At 65.5% G+C, this 17,865-nt stretch carries 15 protein-coding genes; 11 read left to right on the plus strand and 4 right to left on the minus strand.

The features are described from left to right. Positions 1–15 precede the first annotated feature (15 nt). Entirely contained in the window at positions 16–870 is an 855-nt protein-coding gene (locus Q2941_RS36830; protein WP_027523056.1) for a TIGR01459 family HAD-type hydrolase, read from the plus strand. Positions 871–1,024: 154 nt separating this feature from the next. Here Q2941_RS36830 and Q2941_RS36835 read toward each other — a convergent pair whose 3' ends face one another. Further along, a complete protein-coding gene (locus tag Q2941_RS36835; protein ID WP_027523055.1) occupies positions 1,025–1,420 on the minus strand; it encodes a response regulator in 396 nt (131 codons plus the stop codon). A 227-nt stretch (positions 1,421–1,647) separates the two neighbouring features. Between Q2941_RS36835 and Q2941_RS36840 the strand changes: the two genes are divergently transcribed. The 7 genes from Q2941_RS36840 (at position 1,648) to arfB (ending at position 10,794) form a co-directional block, all read left to right on the plus strand. After that, positions 1,648–2,619: a bifunctional riboflavin kinase/FAD synthetase gene (locus tag Q2941_RS36840; RefSeq protein WP_254110895.1), complete on the plus strand. Its 972-nt coding sequence runs from the start codon at positions 1,648–1,650 to the stop codon at positions 2,617–2,619. Between the two features lie 199 nt (positions 2,620–2,818). Continuing rightward, complete coding sequence (ileS, locus tag Q2941_RS36845; RefSeq protein WP_458195550.1) at positions 2,819–5,854, plus strand: isoleucine--tRNA ligase; 3,036 nt, start codon at positions 2,819–2,821, stop codon at positions 5,852–5,854. A 120-nt stretch (positions 5,855–5,974) separates the two neighbouring features. Next, entirely contained in the window at positions 5,975–6,469 is a 495-nt protein-coding gene (lspA, locus tag Q2941_RS36850; RefSeq protein WP_027523052.1) for a signal peptidase II, read from the plus strand. A gap of 96 nt (positions 6,470–6,565) precedes the next feature. Beyond that, on the plus strand, positions 6,566–7,303 hold the full coding sequence (locus Q2941_RS36855) for a hypothetical protein (RefSeq protein WP_027523051.1): 738 nt from the start codon (positions 6,566–6,568) through the stop codon (positions 7,301–7,303). 196 nt (positions 7,304–7,499) lie between these two features. Beyond that, positions 7,500–8,891 carry a M16 family metallopeptidase gene (locus Q2941_RS36860; RefSeq protein ID WP_027523050.1) on the plus strand — a complete coding sequence of 464 codons (1,392 nt, stop codon included), beginning with the start codon at positions 7,500–7,502 and terminating at the stop codon, positions 8,889–8,891. Then, a complete protein-coding gene (locus Q2941_RS36865; RefSeq protein WP_458195551.1) occupies positions 8,888–10,261 on the plus strand; it encodes a M16 family metallopeptidase in 1,374 nt (457 codons plus the stop codon). The genes Q2941_RS36860 and Q2941_RS36865 overlap by 4 nt, the downstream gene beginning before the upstream one ends. A gap of 116 nt (positions 10,262–10,377) precedes the next feature. After that, positions 10,378–10,794, plus strand: coding sequence for an alternative ribosome rescue aminoacyl-tRNA hydrolase ArfB (arfB, locus tag Q2941_RS36870; RefSeq protein ID WP_027523048.1), 417 nt, complete (start codon positions 10,378–10,380; stop codon positions 10,792–10,794). 59 nt (positions 10,795–10,853) lie between these two features. Here arfB and Q2941_RS36875 read toward each other — a convergent pair whose 3' ends face one another. Beyond that, complete coding sequence (locus Q2941_RS36875; protein ID WP_458195552.1) at positions 10,854–11,162, minus strand: hypothetical protein; 309 nt, start codon at positions 11,160–11,162, stop codon at positions 10,854–10,856. Positions 11,163–11,479: 317 nt separating this feature from the next. Between Q2941_RS36875 and mutL the strand changes: the two genes are divergently transcribed. Next, the gene (gene mutL, locus Q2941_RS36880) at positions 11,480–13,291 is read left to right on the plus strand and encodes a DNA mismatch repair endonuclease MutL (RefSeq protein WP_458195553.1); all 1,812 of its coding nucleotides are present in this window, start codon (positions 11,480–11,482) and stop codon (positions 13,289–13,291) included. A 114-nt stretch (positions 13,292–13,405) separates the two neighbouring features. Here the strand turns inward: mutL and rsmD are convergent, their stop codons facing one another. After that, positions 13,406–13,960: a 16S rRNA (guanine(966)-N(2))-methyltransferase RsmD gene (rsmD, locus tag Q2941_RS36885; protein ID WP_458195554.1), complete on the minus strand. Its 555-nt coding sequence runs from the start codon at positions 13,958–13,960 to the stop codon at positions 13,406–13,408. Next, positions 13,961–15,874: a pseudouridine synthase gene (locus Q2941_RS36890; protein ID WP_458195555.1), complete on the minus strand. Its 1,914-nt coding sequence runs from the start codon at positions 15,872–15,874 to the stop codon at positions 13,961–13,963. A gap of 119 nt (positions 15,875–15,993) precedes the next feature. Here Q2941_RS36890 and Q2941_RS36895 point away from each other — a divergent pair, with 119 nt between their 5' ends. Further along, on the plus strand, positions 15,994–16,452 hold the full coding sequence (locus Q2941_RS36895; RefSeq protein ID WP_035662390.1) for a nucleoside deaminase: 459 nt from the start codon (positions 15,994–15,996) through the stop codon (positions 16,450–16,452). A gap of 195 nt (positions 16,453–16,647) precedes the next feature. Then, positions 16,648–17,865 (plus strand): IS481 family transposase (locus tag Q2941_RS36900; protein ID WP_458195556.1); only part of this gene is annotated, 1,218 nt, incomplete at its 3' end.

Consider the following 17,865-nt stretch of genomic DNA (forward strand, 5'->3'; position numbering starts at 1 on the left):
CCGGCCGTCCGTGCCATGACCACGCTGCATTTCGTCGAGAGCCTGCGTGAGCTGGTCGCGGGCGTGGACGTCGTGCTCAGCGACATCTGGGGCGTGGTCCATAACGGCCTCGAGTCCTTCCCCGAAGCCTGCGAGGCGCTGCACAATTTCCGGCAGCAGGGCGGTACGGTCGTCCTGATCACCAACGCGCCGCGACCGGCGGATTCGGTGCAGCGGCAATTGCGCAAGCTTGGCGTTGCCGACGAGACCTATGACGCCATCGTCTCCTCGGGCGATCTGACGCGGCTCTATGTCGCCGATCATCCCGGCCGCAAGATGTTCTGGCTCGGCCCCGAGCGCGACGGCTCGATCCATCGCGGGCTCGACGCGGTGCTCGCGCCGCTGGAGGAGGCCGACTACATCGTCTGCACCGGCCTCTATGACGACGAGACCGAGTCGGCGGAAGATTATCGCGGCATGATGCTGAAGGCGCGCGAGCGCAAGCTCACGCTGGTCTGCGCCAACCCCGATATCGTGGTCGAGCGCGGCGACCGGCTGATCTATTGCGCCGGCGCCATCGCCGAGCTCTACCGCGAGCTCGGCGGCGAGGTGATCTTCTACGGCAAGCCGCACCGGCCGATCTACGAGCGCGCGATGGCCCTCGCCGGCGAGCGTCAGGGCCACCAGATCGATCGCAGGAAGGTGCTGGCGATCGGCGATTCCGTGCGCACCGACTTAACCGGCGCGCGCGAGTTCGGCATCGACTGCCTGTTCGTCACCCGCGGTATCCATTCCGAGGAGTTCGAGGGCCTCGACCAACTCGATCCGGCCTCGGTGCTGGAGCTGTTCGGCCACCCGCCGAAGGCGCTGATGCGCGAATTGAAGTGGTAAATGCATGACCGTCATTCCGGGGCAGTGCGCCAGCACCGAACCCGGAATCTCGAGATTCCGGGTTCGCCCTTCGGGCCCCCGGAATGACGACAAAAAATAAATGCCCGGGACGAGCCCGGGCATCCAAATCTCTCCGTGATGGGAGATGGAGCGCTTACGCGCTCGCCATGTCCGGGAAGACCGCCTCGATCTTGGTCTTCAGCGTCGCCGCGTTGAACGGCTTGACGATATAGTTGTTCACGCCGGCCTTCTTGGCCGCGATCACGTTCTCGGTCTTGGATTCCGCCGTGATCATGATGAAGGGCGTGGTCGCGAGGTTGGGATCGGCCCGCACTTCGCGCAGGAGGTCGTAGCCCGTCATCGGCTCCATGTTCCAGTCGGAAATCACGAGCCCGTACTTCTTGCCGCGCATCTTGTTCAGCGCCGCCGAGCCGTCGCTGGCGTCGTCGATATTATCGAAGCCAAGCTGCTTCAGCAGATTCCGAATGATACGGATCATGGTGCTGTAGTCATCAACCACCAGAACCGACATCGACAAATCAACCGCCATCTCGACTCCCCCAAACGCAACAGGAAATATTAACGATCGAACTGCCGGGCCCGACGCCCCGCAGTTCCATGTCAAAGGACTAGCACCAAGGCGTTAAACAGCGCGTTAATTGGCTCTGGCCGGAAAGCCCGGAAATGCCGGACAATGCGGCCACATCCCCCGCTTGACTTCGCCTGGCGCGTCACGTCACGGTTTCGGGCCGACCCGCCCCCCAGAGAATTCCCCTGATGGCTCCGCATTTTATCGTTATCCGCGATTCCACGCCGGCTCACGCGATCCCGAGGGGTGCCGTGGTCGCCATGGGCAATTTCGACGGTGTTCATCTCGGCCATCGGGCGGTGATTGCGGCTGCACTGGAGATGGGCCGGACGCATAACCGGCCTGCTTTTGCGCTCACTTTCGAGCCGCATCCGCGGCGGTTTTTCAGCCCCAATACCCCGCAATTCCGCCTCACGGATGAGCGGGCCAAGCTGCGGCTTCTGGCCGGCACCGGGCTTGCGGGAGCCGTGGTCATGACCTTCGACAAGACCCGCGCCGGGACATCAGCACAAGATTTCATTCACCATGACCTGATCGGCCGGCTCGGGGTCAGCGGGATCGCGGTCGGCTACGACTTTCATTTCGGCAAAGGCCGGGTCGGCTCGCCGAGCCTGCTCGTCAATGAGGCGCCCCGGCTGGGTATCGAGGTCGACGTCCAGCCGCATGTCGATATCGACGAGCGGCCGGTCTCCTCCAGCGCGATCCGCACCGCGCTCGCCGAAGGCCAGCTCATTGAGGCCACGACCATGCTGGGCGCGCCCTGGTTCGTGACCGGCGAGGTCATCCACGGCGAGAAGCGCGGCCGCGACCTCGGCTATCCCACCGCCAATATCCGCCTCGACGCCAATTGCGCCCTCAAGCACGGCATCTACGCGGTCCGGGTCGGCCGCGGGGCGGAGCGGCTGGAGGGGGTTGCAAGCTTCGGCCGGCGCCCGACGTTCGATAATGGAGCGCCGCTGCTTGAAATCTTCCTGTTCGACTTCAAGGGCGACCTCTACGGGCAAGAACTCGATTGCGCGTTCATCGGCTTCATTCGCGAGGAACTGAAGTTCGACGGCATCGAGCCGCTGATCCGCCAGATGGACGAGGATTCCGCCCGCGCGAGGGTCCTGCTGGCAGCCGCCCCCAACGCCTTCCCGAAGCTGGGAAGCGTCGACTGAGGCCCCAAAACGCCCCCTCCCGGCCCTTTGCGATTTGGCCGCCCGGCTGCTAAGGAGAGCCCATGTTTGCGCGGCGCATCATAGGGATTAGCGGCCCGGCTTCCGTCTGAGCTTTGGCTCGGCGCAAGACCGGGATTTCCGCGTTTCGCCCCGCGATCGTGATCGCATTCCTTCCGCGCCCTTCCGAGCCAGATCATTCATGTCCGAAAAGCCGCAAAAGTCCGAAGCCAAAGACTATTCCAAAACCCTGTTCCTGCCGCAGACGGAATTCCCGATGCGCGCCGGCCTGCCGCAGCGCGAGCCGGAGATCCTCAAGCGCTGGTACGAGATCGGCCTCTACGAGAAGCTGCGCGAGAGCGCCAAGGGTCGTGACAAATTCGTGCTGCATGACGGCCCGCCCTACGCCAACGGCAACATCCACATCGGCACGGCGCTGAACAAGATCCTCAAGGATCTCGTCACCAAGAGCCAGCAGATGCTCGGCTTCGATTCCAACTATGTGCCCGGCTGGGACTGCCACGGCCTGCCGATCGAGTGGAAGGTCGAGGAGGAGCACTACCGCAAGAAGGGCAAGCAGAAGCCCGATTTCCGCGACTCTGCGGCGATGGTCGACTTCCGCCGGGAGTGCCGCGCCTATGCGACGCACTGGCTCAACGTGCAGCGCGAGGAGTTCAAGCGTCTCGGCGTGATCGGCGACTGGGCCCATCCCTACGCCACCATGAGCTATCCGGCGGAAGCCCAGATCGCGCGTGAACTGATGAAGTTCGCCGCCAACGGCACGCTCTATCGCGGCTCCAAGCCGGTGATGTGGAGCGTGGTCGAGATGACCGCGCTTGCCGAAGCCGAGGTCGAATATGAGGACTACACCTCGGACATGGTCTGGGTGAAATTCCCGGTCACCTCGCCCGCGCATGGCGCGCTTGCCTCCGCAAGCGTCGTGATCTGGACCACCACGCCCTGGACGCTGCCCGGCAACCGCGCCATCTCGTTCTCGCCGAAGATCGCCTACGGCCTCTATAAAGTCACGGACGCCCCTAGCGACAATTGGGCCAGGACCGGCGATCTCCTGATCCTTGCGGATGCGCTGGCTGGAGAGGTGTTCAAGCAGGCGCGCGTGACTTCTTACGAGAAGGTCCGCGACATCCCCGGCGACACCATGGACGCGATCGAGTGCGCCCATCCGCTGAAGGGGCTTGGCGGCGGCTACGGCTTCACCGTGCCGCTCCTGCCCGGCGATCACGTCACCGACGACACCGGCACCGGCTTCGTGCACACCGCGCCGAGCCACGGCCGCGAGGATTTTGACGTCTGGACGGCGAATACGCGCGAGCTGGATGCGCGCGGCATCCCGACCGCGATCCCCTACACCGTCGACGAGAATGGCGCCTACACCGACCACGCACCAGGCTTTGCCGGCAAGCGCGTCATCAACGACAAGGGCGAGAAGGGCGACGCCAACGACGCCGTGATCAAGGCGCTGGTTGACGCCGGCAAGCTGCTCGCGCGCGGCCGGCTGAAGCACCAATATCCGCATTCCTGGCGCTCCAAGAAGCCGGTGATCTTCCGCAACACGCCGCAATGGTTCATCGCAATGGACAAACCTATTGTGGACGCCCCGGGCAGGCCCGGGGCTACGGACATTGCGGCAGACGGCAAGGCGAAGGGCGGCGAGACGCTGCGCGCCCGCGCGCTGCACGCGATCTCGGTGACGCAATGGGTGCCGCCGTCGGGCGAGAACCGCATCAACGGCATGATCGAGGCGCGCCCCGACTGGGTGATCTCGCGCCAGCGTGCCTGGGGCGTGCCGATTGCCGTGTTCGTACGCGAGAAGGGGGACGGCTCGGCCGAGATCCTTCAGGACGAGGCGGTCAACACGCGCATTGGCGACGCCTTCGAGAAGGAAGGCGCCGACGCCTGGTACATGGACGGCGCCCGCGAGCGCTTCCTCGGAAGCCGCGCCAATGAGGACTGGAAGAAGGTCGACGACATCCTCGACGTCTGGTTCGATTCAGGCTCGACCCACGCCTTCGTGCTGGAAGACCCCGTGCATTTCCCCGGCCTCGCCGGCATCAAGCGCAAGGTCGACGGCGGCACGGACACAGTGATGTATCTGGAGGGCTCGGACCAGCATCGCGGCTGGTTCCATTCCTCGCTGCTGGAAAGTTGCGGCACGCGCGGACGCGCGCCCTATGACATCGTGCTGACCCACGGCTTCACCCAAGCCGAGGACGGCCGCAAGATGTCGAAGTCGCTCGGCAACACCATCGAGCCGCAGGCCGTTATCAAGGAATCCGGCGCCGACATCCTCCGGCTCTGGGTCGCGTCCTGCGACTACACCGACGACCAGCGCATCGGGCCCGAGATCCTGAAGAACACGGTCGAGACCTACCGCAAGCTGCGCAACACCGTGCGCTGGATGCTCGGCACGCTACATCACTACAAGCCGGCCGACGCGGTCGCGCCCGCCGAGATGCCCGAGCTCGAGCGGCTGATGCTGCACGAGCTCGCGCTCCGCGCCGAATTGATCCGCAGGGCCTATGAGACGTTCGACTTCAAGAGCGTGGTCGCAATCCTGTCCGCGTTCCTGAACAGCGAACTCTCGGCGTTCTATTTCGATATCCGCAAGGATACGCTCTATTGCGATCCGCCGTCCTCGCTGACGCGCAAGGCGGCGCTGACCACGATCGATATGCTCTGCAACGCGATCCTGAAATGGCTGGCGCCGGTGCTGAGCTTCACCGCCGAGGAGGCGTGGCGGATGTACCGGCCGGATGCCGAGCCCTCGGTGCATCTGACGCTGTTCCCCGAAGGTCTCGAAAACTTGCGCGACGACAAGCTCGCCGCGAAATGGGAGATCATCCGCAACGTGCGCCGCGTCGTCACCGGTGCGCTCGAACTCGAGCGCGCGGCCAAGAACATCGGCTCGTCGCTCGAGGCATCACCGGTGATCTATATCGCCGACCGGAACACGATGATGACGCTGTTCGACGTCGATCTCGCCGAGGTCTGCATCACCTCGAATTACGAGGTGCGCGAGGGAGAGGCGCCGGCGGCTGCGTTCCGTCTCGATGCCGTTCCCGGCGTTGCCGTCGTGGTCGAGAAGGCGCAGGGCACCAAATGCGCCCGCTCCTGGAAGATCCTGCCGACTGTCGGCGAGGATGCGGAGTATCCCGACGTCACCCCGCGCGATGCCACGGCGCTGCGCGAGTGGAAGGCGTTGGGGGTGGGCATTTGATCTTAGTTGCCAACCACGATCGCGAAGGCTGATGACCACGAGTCTTTCAACCAACTTCCGCCTGGGGTTATGTGTCCCGGCCTTCGCCGGGACGACGGCGGAGTTTGGGGCCGCAGCACCATGACCCCTCTCCGCGCCGGCGTTCTGTCTGCCGTGATTTCGCTCGTGCTGGACCAGGCCTCGAAGCTCTGGCTGCTCAACGTGTTCGACCTCAACCGTCGCGGCGGGCTGAGGTTGACGTCTTTCTTCGACCTCATGCCGGCCTGGAACAAGGGCATCAGCTATGGCTGGCTGCAGACCGAAGGCGCGGCCGGGCAGATCGCGCTGATGGCGGTCAAGGCCGTCGCGGTGGTCCTGCTGGCAGTCTGGATGACCCGCGCGCAGACCCGGCTGGCAACGGTGGCGCTGGGGCTGATCATCGGCGGCGCCATCGGCAATGCCATCGACCGTCTGGCCTATGGCGCCGTGTTCGATTTCGCGCTGTTTCACGTCGAAATCGCCGGAAATACCTACAATTGGTACGTGTTTAACCTCGCCGACGTGGCCATCGTTGCTGGGGTTGCGGCCCTATTGTATGATTCCTTCCTGGGGGTACCCGCCGCAAAAGCGCCCTGATCCCGGCCGATACGGGCCCGGACGGTGGAACCTTGCTTGCGAGGGCAGGCCCGCGCAGGGCGCGGCGATCGATTACGAAACAGAACAGGTACAGCGATGCGCGAAAGCGAGCCGAAAGGTTGGATGATGCGAAGCTCGATGCACGGGCTGTTGCGCTCGCTGAAGCTTACTTCCGTCGCACTCGGCATCGGTCTCGTGATGGCGGCCGGCGCGGCCCGCGCCGGCGATGACGACGAAGAAGACGACCGGACCTTCGAGGAAAAACTCATCGACAATCTGATGTCCGGCCTCGGCGCCCAGGGCGGCCGCAGCTTGGAGAAGCCCGGCATCGAATACCGCGAACGTTCGCCGCTGGTAGTGCCTCCGAAGCTCGACCTGCCTCCGCCTGCGTCGTCTGCCGAGGCGGCCGCGCCAAACTGGCCCAAGGACCCCGACGAAAGGCGCCGCAAGGAGCTTGCTGCCGCAAGAAAGAAATCCGGCACCAAATTCCAGCAGCCATGGGAAGCCGCCCGGCCGCTGACGCCAGCCGAGATGAACGCGGCCAAGACGAACGGCCCTACTCGCACCACCAGCAACGAGCCGGGCCAGCCTACTCAGAACAATCCGACCCTGAGTCCGGCCCAGCTCGGCTACACCGGCGGCCTGTTCAAACTCTTCAAGGGCGACAGCAACGAAGCCGCGGAATTCAAGTCTGAGCCGCCGCGGGGATCCCTGACCGAGCCGCCGCCCGGTTACCAGACGCCCTCGCCGAATTACGCCTATGGTTCCGGGGGGCCGGACAAAACCAAGAAGACGTATTACGACGTGCAGAGCGGCAAGGAAAAAGAGCAATAGCGCTCCTGCCGGCCTTTCGTGCTCATTGAGGAACTGCCGCAATCGTCCGGTGTAGGCCGGATGCACCACATGACTTATCTTTAACTTCACGATGACGGCGTTCTCTGCTTCGTGACGCAAAGCGCTAGGTCGCACGGTGTAGCATGCCGTGCTTTTGCACCCGGGCATTTGGGTCCGGGCTTTCACAAGGATTGTGATGTCCTCATACCGATCGGCTGCCTGCCTCCTCGCCGCGTTGCTCTCCACTTGTGCTCTTACAACCGGCGGCGCATCTGCCCAGACAACGGTAACATCCGCACCACCCAGCAGCTTCACGCTCGGTAACGGACTCCAGGTCGTGGTGATTCCCGACCACCGCACGCCCGTGGTCACGGAGATGATCTGGTACAAGGTCGGCTCGGCCGACGAGACGCCCGGCAAATCGGGGCTCGCCCATTTCCTCGAGCACCTGATGTTCAAGGGCACGGAGAAACATCCGGTCGGCGAATTCTCACAGACCGTGCTGCGCGTCGGCGGCAACGAGAACGCCTCCACCTCGGTCGACTACACCAACTACTATCAGCGCGTGCCGCGCGAGCAGCTGCCAACCATGATGGAGTTCGAAGCCGATCGCATGACGGGACTCGTGCTCAAGGACGAGAACGTGCTGCCCGAGCGCGACGTCGTGCTCGAGGAATACAACATGCGCGTTGCCAACAGTCCCGAGGCACGGCTGAACGAGCAGGTCATGGCCGCGCTCTATCTCAACCATCCCTACGGCCGACCGATAATCGGCTGGCACCAGGAGATCGAGAAGCTCAATCGCGAGGATGCGCTGGCGTTCTACCGGCGCTTCTATGCGCCGAACAACGCGATCCTGGTGATCGCCGGCGACGTCGAGGTCGCCGACGTGCGCCCGCTGGTCGAGCGCAATTTCGGCCCGATCCCGGCACAGCCCGCGATCCCCGCGCAACGCATCCGTCCGCAGGAGCCGGAGCCGGCTGCTCCGCGCACCGTCACGCTGTCCGATCCGCGCGTCGAGCAGCCCGGCCTGCGCCGCTATTACCTCGCGCCGTCGGCAACCACGGCGGCGGCCGGCGAGAGCGCTGCGCTCGACGTGCTCGCGCAACTGATGGGCAGCGGCAGCAACTCCTATCTCTACCGCGCGCTCGTCGTCGACAAGCCGCTCGCGGTCTCCGCCAGCGCCAGCTATTCGAGCACCTCGCTCGACCCAAGCCAGTTCTCGATCGCGGCCTCGCCCAAGCAGGGCGTCAGCTTCGCGGAGGTCGAGCAGGTGATCGACGGCGTGATCGCCGACATCGTGCAAAACCCGATCCGCGCCGAGGATCTCGAGCGGGTCAAGACCCAGCTCATCGCGCAGGCGATCTATGCCCAGGACAATCAGGCCGTGCTGGCGAGCTGGTATGGCGGCGCGCTGACCACGGGCCTGTCCATCGAGGACATCCGCAGCTGGCCCGATCGCATCCGCGCCGTCACCGCCGAACAGGTGCGCGCCGCCGCGCAAAAGTGGCTCGAGAAGAAGCGCTCGGTCACCGGCTACCTGATCAAGGACACCACCACCGCCAAGCGCGAGGAGAAGCGTTCGTGACCTATCCCTTCCTCCGCGTGCGGGGCATCGCGCTCTGCGTCGTCACCTCGGTGACGCTCTCTCTGGTGTCCATCTCGCCGTCACAGGCCGCGGCCAAGATCCAGCACCTGACCTCGCCCGGCGGCATCGAAGCCTGGTTCGTGCAGGACGCGACCGTGCCACTGATCGCGATGGAGTATTCCTTTGCCGGCGGCGCGTCGCAGGACCCCAAGGACAAGCCTGGCGTCGCCAACCTCGTCGGCGACCTCCTCGACGAAGGCTCCGGCGATCTCGATTCCAAGACCTTCCACGAGCGGCTCGACCGCCGCGCCATCGAGCTCTCCTTCAACGCCAACCGCGACACCTTCCGCGGCAGCCTGCGCATGCTCCGCGACAACAAGGACGAGGCTTTCGACCTGTTGCGGATGGCGCTGACCTCGCCGCATTTCGACACCGCCGACGTCGAGCGTATCCGTTCCCAGGTCATCTCGGGCCTGCGCCGCGACACCACCAATCCGACCGCGCTCGCCAGCCGTAAACTCTTCGAGATCACCTTCGGCGATCATCCCTACGGTCGGCAGACCAGCGGGACGCTGGAAAGCGTGCCGACCATCACGGTCGCCGACATGAAGGATTATGTCGGCCGCGTGCTGGCCAGGGACACGCTGAAGGTCGCGGTCGTCGGCGACGTCGACCCGGCAACCCTCGGCAAGCTGCTCGACAGGACGTTTGGCAGCCTGCCGGCCAAGGCGAACCTCACACAGGTCCCCGACGTCGAGCCAGCCGCACCGCCGCAGCGCGCCTTCGTGCCGCTCGACGTGCCGCAGACCGTGATCACCTTTGGCGGCCCCGGCGTGAAGCGCAGCGATCCGAACTTCATGGCCGCCTACGTCGTCAACCACATCCTGGGCGGCGGCGGATTGTCCTCCCGGCTCTATCGCGAGGTGCGCGAGAAGCGAGGGCTCGCCTATTCGGTGTTTGAAGCGCTGCTGTGGATGGAGCACTCGGCCGTGTTCATCGGCAGCACCGGCACGCGGGCGGACCGCGCCGGCGACACCATCGACGCCGTCGAGAGGGAAGTGCGCCGCATCGCCGAGGAGGGACCGACGCAGAAGGAGCTCGACGAGGCGAAGTCTTATCTGAAGGGCTCGCAGATGCTGGCGCTCGATACCTCCTCCAAGCTCGCGCAGGCGCTGCTGCAGTATCAGCAGGACAAGCTGCCGATCGACTATATCGAGAAGCGCAATGCCATCGTCGATGCCGTGACGCTGGACGACGCCAAGCAGGCCGCGAAGCGGCTGTGGGGCCAGGGCCTCCTGACCGTCATCGTCGGCCGCGCGCCCCAGGCGGCCGCGCAGCCCGCCGCAGCGCCCGCGCCGAAGTCGAACTGAACTTGCGATCTCCGCAATGAATGGCCGGGCTTGCCCCGGCCATTCGCATTTTCCATGATGCAGCATTGCCAAATGAGGGTGCCCGCGATAGGTCGAGGCATCACGAAGGTGCCATCATGCTGCGGATTTCCCGCGATCTCGTCATCGACGAAGACGACATCGAGATCGGCTTCGTCCGCGCCTCCGGCCCGGGCGGACAGAATGTCAACAAGGTCGCGACCTCGGCGCAGCTGCGCTTCGACACGCGCAAGCTGACCCTGCCGGAGGACGCGGCCTTGCGCCTTGCGCGCCTCGCCGGTCAGCGCATGACCAAGGACGGCGTCATCGTGATCCAGGCGCAGCGGTTTCGCACCCAGGAGCGCAACCGCCAGGACGCAATCGACCGCCTGCTCGAGATCCTGCGCGAGGCCATGGTGCGGCCGACGCCGCGCCGCGCGACGCGGCCGACCTTCGCCTCCAAGCAGCGCCGGCTCGACAGCAAGAAGCGCCGCGGCGACATCAAGGCCAGGCGCGGCGGCGGCTTCGACGATTGAACAATCAAAAAACCTCCGGCCGCAGAGCGACCGGAGGTTCGCCGTTTCGCGCCCCGGCGTTAGTAGCGCTTGCCCGTAGCCGCACCGCCCGACGTGGAATCGTCGACCGTCCCTTTACGCGCCGCGCTTCCGGTGGTGCCGACCGTACCCTTCGTGCCCTTGGTCGACTTCATGCCTACCTTGTCGCCGGCAGCGCCCTGCTGCGCGCCCAAATCCTCATCTTCGCTGCCTGACACGCCGCCCTGCATGGGCTTGCTTTGCACGGTGCCGCGCGTCTTGGCGTCAGTCGACGCACCTTGAGCGAGAACGGGTGTCGCAATCAGAGCCGAGAGGGCGCATGCGATCACGGAGGTCTTCACCAACTTCATCCATTTCTCCTGGATTTTTCGCGATGAACGGTCCGGTGATTCTACGCACCGTTCGCCTGAACTGGACCATTTCATCGCGTAAGACTGCGAACGGCGCGCCCGTGATGCAAACCGTCTGGTGTGGTGATCGTTGAGGGATTTCGCGGCCGTTTCGCGGAATTGCGCTCCTCATATGCGGCAGCGCACGAATGCACGCCGCATTCGTGATGGCAGCTCAAAGCTGGAAATGTCCTTTATTTGGTATGTGGGAAGCTCAAGCTTCCACATGCATTTGCGTCCGGGCGACGTTAGACTGGGTCACTTCGCCGAGTGAACCCATGCCCGTCCGCCAACTTCCCGAACAGATCGTTAATCGCATCGCCGCGGGCGAGGTGGTGGAACGGCCTGCGAGCGTGGTCAAGGAACTGGTCGAGAACGCCATCGATGCCGGCGCGAGCCGCATCGACGTGTTCACCGATGGCGGCGGCCGGCGGCGGATCGGCATCACCGACGACGGCAGCGGCATGACGGCGAGGGACCTGTCGCTCGCGGTCGAACGCCACGCCACGTCCAAGCTCGATGACGAGGATCTCCTGCAAATCCGTACGCTCGGGTTCCGCGGCGAGGCGCTGCCTTCGATCGGCTCGGTTGCACGGCTCTCGATCACCACGCGCCACGCCAGCGAACCGCATGCCTGGGCGCTGTCGGTCGAAGGCGGCGAGAAGTCCGAGATCATGCCGGCAGCGCTGGCGCATGGCACGCGCGTCGAGGTCAACGACCTCTTCTATGCGACGCCGGCGCGGTTGAAATTCCTGAAGACCGACCGCACCGAGGCGGAGGCCATTCGCGAAGTGGTCAGGCGGTTGGCGATGGCGCGCCCCGACATTGCCTTCACGCTCGCCGGCGAGGAGCGCGCGCCGGTGACCTGGGCCGCTGCCCTGCCCGGCGCCGCCGGCCGGCTGACGCGGCTCGGCGATATCTTGGGCGCGGAGTTTCGCAGCCATGCGATCGAGGTTCATGCCGAGCGCGACGGCGTCGTCGTCGCGGGTTACGCGGCTGCCCCCGCTCTGACAAAGGCGAATGCGCTCGGCCAGTATCTCTTCGTCAACGGACGCCCCGTGCGCGACAAGCTGATCCTGGGGGCGGTGCGCGCGGCCTATTCCGACTATCTGCCGCGCGACCGCCATCCGGTGCTGGCGCTGTTCGTCACGCTCGACCCGCGCGAGGTCGACGCCAACGTGCACCCGGCCAAGACCGAGGTACGGTTCCGCAATGCCGGGCTCGTGCGCGCGCTGATCGTACACGGATTGAAGGAAGGTCTTGCGCGCGAGGGACGACGCACCGCCGCCAATAGCGGCGGCAGCGCGCTGTCGTCATTCCGCCCCGCGTTCGCGCCGCGCCCGGGCAATTGGGACTGGCGGCAGTCGCCATCCGCCCCGACGGCGCCGCTGCCGTCCTTCGAGGGCACCGCTGCGCCGGCTTTCGCGGAGCGCGTGCAGGCCGCCTTCGACGTCGGCGCGCCGACCGCGGATGTGAGAATCGAGACGCAGCCCGTCGGCGATCTGGTCGACCGTCCGCTCGGCGCGGCGCGCACGCAGATCCACGAGACCTACATCGTGTCGCAGACCCGCGACGGCCTCATCATCATCGATCAACATGCCGCCCATGAGCGTATCGTCTATGAACGGCTGAAGGCGTCGCTGGCGAAGAACGGCGTGCAGCGGCAAATCCTCCTGATCCCCGAGATCGTCGAGATGGACGAGGCGACGGTGGAACGGCTGCTAGCGCGCAGCGACGAGCTGGCTTCGTTCGGGCTCGCGATCGAATCCTTCGGTCCGGGTGCCGTTGCAGTGCGCGAGACGCCGTCGCTGCTCGGCAAGGCTGACGCAGGTGGATTGTTGCGCGATCTCGCCGAGCACATGGCCGAGTGGGACGAGGCGCTGCCGCTGGAGCGCCGCCTGATGCACGTCGCCGCCACCATGGCCTGCCACGGCTCGGTGCGCGCAGGCCGTCGGCTCAAGCCGGAGGAGATGAACGCGCTGCTCCGCGAGATGGAGGAGACGCCGAACTCCGGCCAGTGCAATCACGGCCGGCCGACATATGTGGAGCTGAAGCTCGCGGATGTCGAGAAGCTGTTCGGGCGGAGGTGACGTCGTAGGGTGGTTAGCCGAAGGCGTAACCCACCGCTTTTGTCGCCGCGGAAAGTAAAGAGGTGGGTTACGCCTAGCGGACTGCGCTTCGCGCAGCCGCAGGGCTAACCCACCCTACGGAGCCTTCAAAAACACGAACTCCGTGTCGTCATAGGCGCGCCGCTCCAGTTCCTCCAAGCCTTCAGGCGCGGTGAATTGCGCGGCCTTCGCTTCTTCGACCACCAGCAGCGCCCCCGGCATGAGCCAGCCCCCGTCGCGCAAGCTCGCGAGCGCCCGCTCGGCAAGGCCCTTGCCGTAGGGCGGATCGAGGAACACCAGCGAGAACGGCTCGACCGGATGCGCGGGACCAAGATCGGTCGCATCGCGGCGATAGACCTTCGTCACGCCGCCCAGGCCCAGCGCCTCGACATTGCTGCGGAGTAGCGCACGCGCCTCGGCGCCGTTGTCGACGAACAGCGTGAATTTCGCGCCGCGCGAGGCCGCCTCGATGCCGAGCGCGCCCGTGCCGGCGAAGAGATCGAGCACGCGCGCGTCCTCGATCGGATCGTCATAGGCGTGCACGAGGATGTTGAACACGGACTCGCGCAAACGATCCGCCGTGGGACGGATGTCGCGCGAGGACGGCGCGGCGAGATTGCGCCCCTTCAATCGTCCGCCGACGACGCGCATTTACTCGTCTTTCGGCCTGAGATCGCGCTTGCCGTGATAGCCGCGCTTGGGACGGCGCGGCGGGCCGTAGCCGCTCGCTTCCATCTCGTTGCGCTCGCGCGCCTCCTCGCTGCCGGTGCGCTGCACTAGCACGCGGCGGCCCTTGCGGTCGTTGATCACGGCGCGCTTCATCGGCTTCTCGCGCGGAGCATCGTCGTCGCGGGAGGCGGATTTCGAGGGCACGTCGAACTGCGCGCCCGACTTCTCGATCACCTTGTCACCGAGCTGTTCGCGCAGCACGCGTGACTTGATCTCGTCGACCTGGCCTTCAGGAACCTCGCCGAGCTGGAACGGACCGTAGGACACGCGGATCAGCCGGTTCACCTCGAGCCCGAGATGGGCGCAGACGTTGCGCACCTCGCGGTTCTTGCCTTCGCGGATCGCGAACACCAGCCAGACATTGGCGCCCTGGTCGCGCTCGAGCGTGGCGTCGATCGGGCCGTATTTGACGCCCTCGACCTCGATGCCGTTCTTCAATTGATCGAGCTGCGCTTGCGTGATCTCGCCATGGGCGCGGACGCGGTAGCGGCGCAGCCAGCCGGTGTCCGGCAATTCGAGGGTGCGCGCGAGGCCACCATCGTTGGTGAGCAGCAAGAGGCCTTCAGTGTTGAAGTCGAGCCGGCCGACGCTGATCAGCCGCGGCAGGCCTTCCGGCAGGTTGTCGAACACGGTCGGACGCCCCTCGGGGTCGTCATGCGTCGTCATCAGCCCGCGCGGCTTGTGATAGAGGAACAGCCGCGTGCGCTCGCGCGGCGGCAAAGGCTTGCCGTCGACGGCGACGACGTCGTTCTGCGTCACGTCGAGCGCCGGCGAGTTGATGACGCGGCCGTTGACGGTGACGCGGCCCTGCGTGACCATCTCCTCGGCATCGCGCCGCGAGGCCAGGCCAGCGCGCGCCAGCACCTTGGCGATGCGCTCGCCGGCCTTCTTCGGCTTCGGCTCGTCCTCACGACGCGGCCGCCGGTCGAAATCGCGATCGCGCTCGCGATAGGCGCCGCGGCCGCCGAAGGCCGGACGCTTGGTGAAGATCTGGCTGTCGTCCTCATTGTCGCGGCGCGGCCGGTCGCGGAAGCGGCCTTCGCTGCGCGGATGCTCCTGCCAGTCCATGCGGCCCTCCGGCCGCTTGTCGCGCGGCCGGCCAAACTTGGGACGGTCTTCGCCAAAGCGTTCCTCGCGTGAGCGCTGGAAACGCGGACGATCCTCACCGCCCTCCTCGCGCCGCCGCGAGAAGCGCGGACGGTCTTCGCCACGGCCACCCTCGCGCCGGTCGTCGCGCTGACGCCACGGCTTTTCCTCACCGCGATCGCGGCCACCAAAATCCTTGCCAAAACTCTTGCCAAAAGACTTGCGCGGACGATCGTCGCGGTCGCGCGGGCGATCGCCAAAGCTGCGCTTGCGATCCCCGCCTTCGAAGTTGCGTTTGCCTTCGAAATCGCGGTCGCGGCCAAAGTCCTTGCGCGGCCGGTCGGAGCCACCGCGCGAAAACTTCCGGTCCTCGAACCGCCGCTCGGACCGCTCGCCGCGCGGCGCGCGCTCGTCACGGTCGAACTGCGGACGATCTCCGCGCGGCTTGAACGGACGGTCGCCACGCGGCTTGAAGCTGCGCTCGCCGCGATCCTCGCGGCCGCGGTCGTCGCGCTTGAAGCGCGGCCGGTCACCATAGTCGCGCCGCGGTGCATCGCCATCCTCGCGGCGGCGGAACGGCCGGCTGTCGCGGTCGCCGCGGGAGGGGCGCTCGTCACGATCGCCCTTGCCGGCAAAGCCGCGCTTGGCGAACTTCTTCTCGGGGCCGCGCGGCTTGCCGGTGCGGCCCTTGGACGGGCCTCGATCACGCCGGCCGCGGGAATCGTTGTCTTTGTCGCTGTCGCGGGGCATGAATAATCTCACTTAGGGGGTGGCCAGAAAGCATTGTGCGCGCTCGTTCCGAGCCGCATGCTCAGGCAAAATCGGTATCCACTCTTGCTGAAGGCGGAGCTAGTAGCAGGTTTCTGGCAATGATACGAGGCATGAAAGCCCCTTCTTTCATGGATTTGGCGCTCAAAACGGCCGAAAATGCCGGAAAATCGGGCGAAGTTCCGATCGGATGCGTCGTGGTGCGCAATTACGAGGTCATCGCGACTGCCGCCAACCGGACGCTGACCGACCACGACCCCACGGCCCATGCCGAGATCATCGCGCTGCGCGAAGCCGCCAGGAAGATCGGCAGCGAGCGGCTGGTCGATTGCGACCTCTACGTGACGCTCGAGCCCTGCACCATGTGTGCGGGCGCGATCTCCTTTGCAAGGGTCAGGCGGCTCTATTACGGCGCGGCCGACCCCAAGGGCGGCGCGGTCGAGTCCGGGGTGCGGTTCTTCGCCTCCCCGACCTGCCACCATACGCCAGAGGTCTATTCGGCCGTCGGCGAGAGCGAGGCGGCGCGGCTCTTGCGCGAGTTCTTTCGCGAGCGGCGGTAGGCGCCACACATACCGCTGTCATGCCCCGGCTCGACCGGGGCATCCAGTACGCTGCGGCCTATCGATTCTAGCACAACCGTCTCGGAGTACTGGATCGCCCGGTCAAGTGTTTAGACCGGACAGATCACTGACGGGTGTTCGGAGACATAGCTGACACATCAACATTGGCTGGATTGGTCGATTCGGGGTCCGTCCATGCCGTGGAACGAGGTGTTAGTAGTGGATCAGCGACGCGAGTTCGTGCGACTTGCCTTGCAGGAGGGGGCGAACCGCCGGGAGTTGTGCCGGCGGTTCGGTATCAGTCCTGATGTCGGGTACAAGTGGCTGAGACGATGGCAGGCCGGCGATCGGGAACTGGCGGATCAGTCCCGTCGTCCGAAGGCGATGCCCAAGCGCAGCGACGCTGCAATGGAGGCGCAGGTCGTGGCTGTGCGCGATAAGCATCCAGCTTGGGGAGCACGCAAGATCGCCCATTGCCTGAAGCGCGATGGGCAGGCTGTGCCGGTGCCGTCAACCGTGCATCAGATCCTGTGTCGGAACGACCGGATCAAGCCGAGCGAGAATGCGCCACCCAACCCCGGACATCGCTTCGAGAAGGAAGCGCCCAATCAGTTGTGGCAGATGGACTTCAAGGGTCACCTGCCGCTCGGCGACGGGACGCGATGTCATCCGCTGACCATTGTTGACGATCATTCGCGCTATGTCATGTGCCTGAAGGCATGCGCGAACGAGCAGCGCCCCACCGTGCAGAAGCATCTGACAGCCACCTTCCGTCGTTATGGTCTGCCGGAGGCCTTCTACACCGATAACGGCTCCCCCTGGGGCGACACGTCGGGTGTTCGCTGGACCGGGCTGAAGGTATGGCTGCTCAAGCTCGGCATCAGGGTGGTCCACGCCAGACCGTGCCACCCGCAGGGCCGTGGCAAGAACGAACGCTTCCATCGCACGCTCAATGCCGAGGTATTTGCCATGCGTCGCTTCCGCACCCTGCCGGAAGTTCAGCGCGCCCTCGACGCCTGGCGCATGGTCTACAACCTGGAGCGACCTCACGAGGGGCTCGCCATGAATGTGCCCGCCGACCGCTTCCGACCGAGTTCTCGTGCCATGCCCGCGCGCGTTCCGCAGGTCGAGTATGACAGCAGCGAGACCGTGCGCAGGGTCTCATCGACGAGACCCTACATCTCCTTCAAGGGACGGTTCTGGAAAGTCCCCCAGGCCTTCGCTCGCGAGCGCCTGGCCATCCGCCCCCTCGATCGCGATGGCCACTACGGAATCTTCTTTGCCAGCTGGCAGGTCGCAGCAATCGACTTGACCAATGGCCAACCTGTCAGTGATGTGGTCGTGGTAGGGACGAGGATTGCTCCTCGCCCCCCACCCAGATCCCGGCGAGCGCTGCTAACGCACCGGGCTCCT

Source organism: Bradyrhizobium sp. UFLA05-153 (assembly GCF_054185185.1).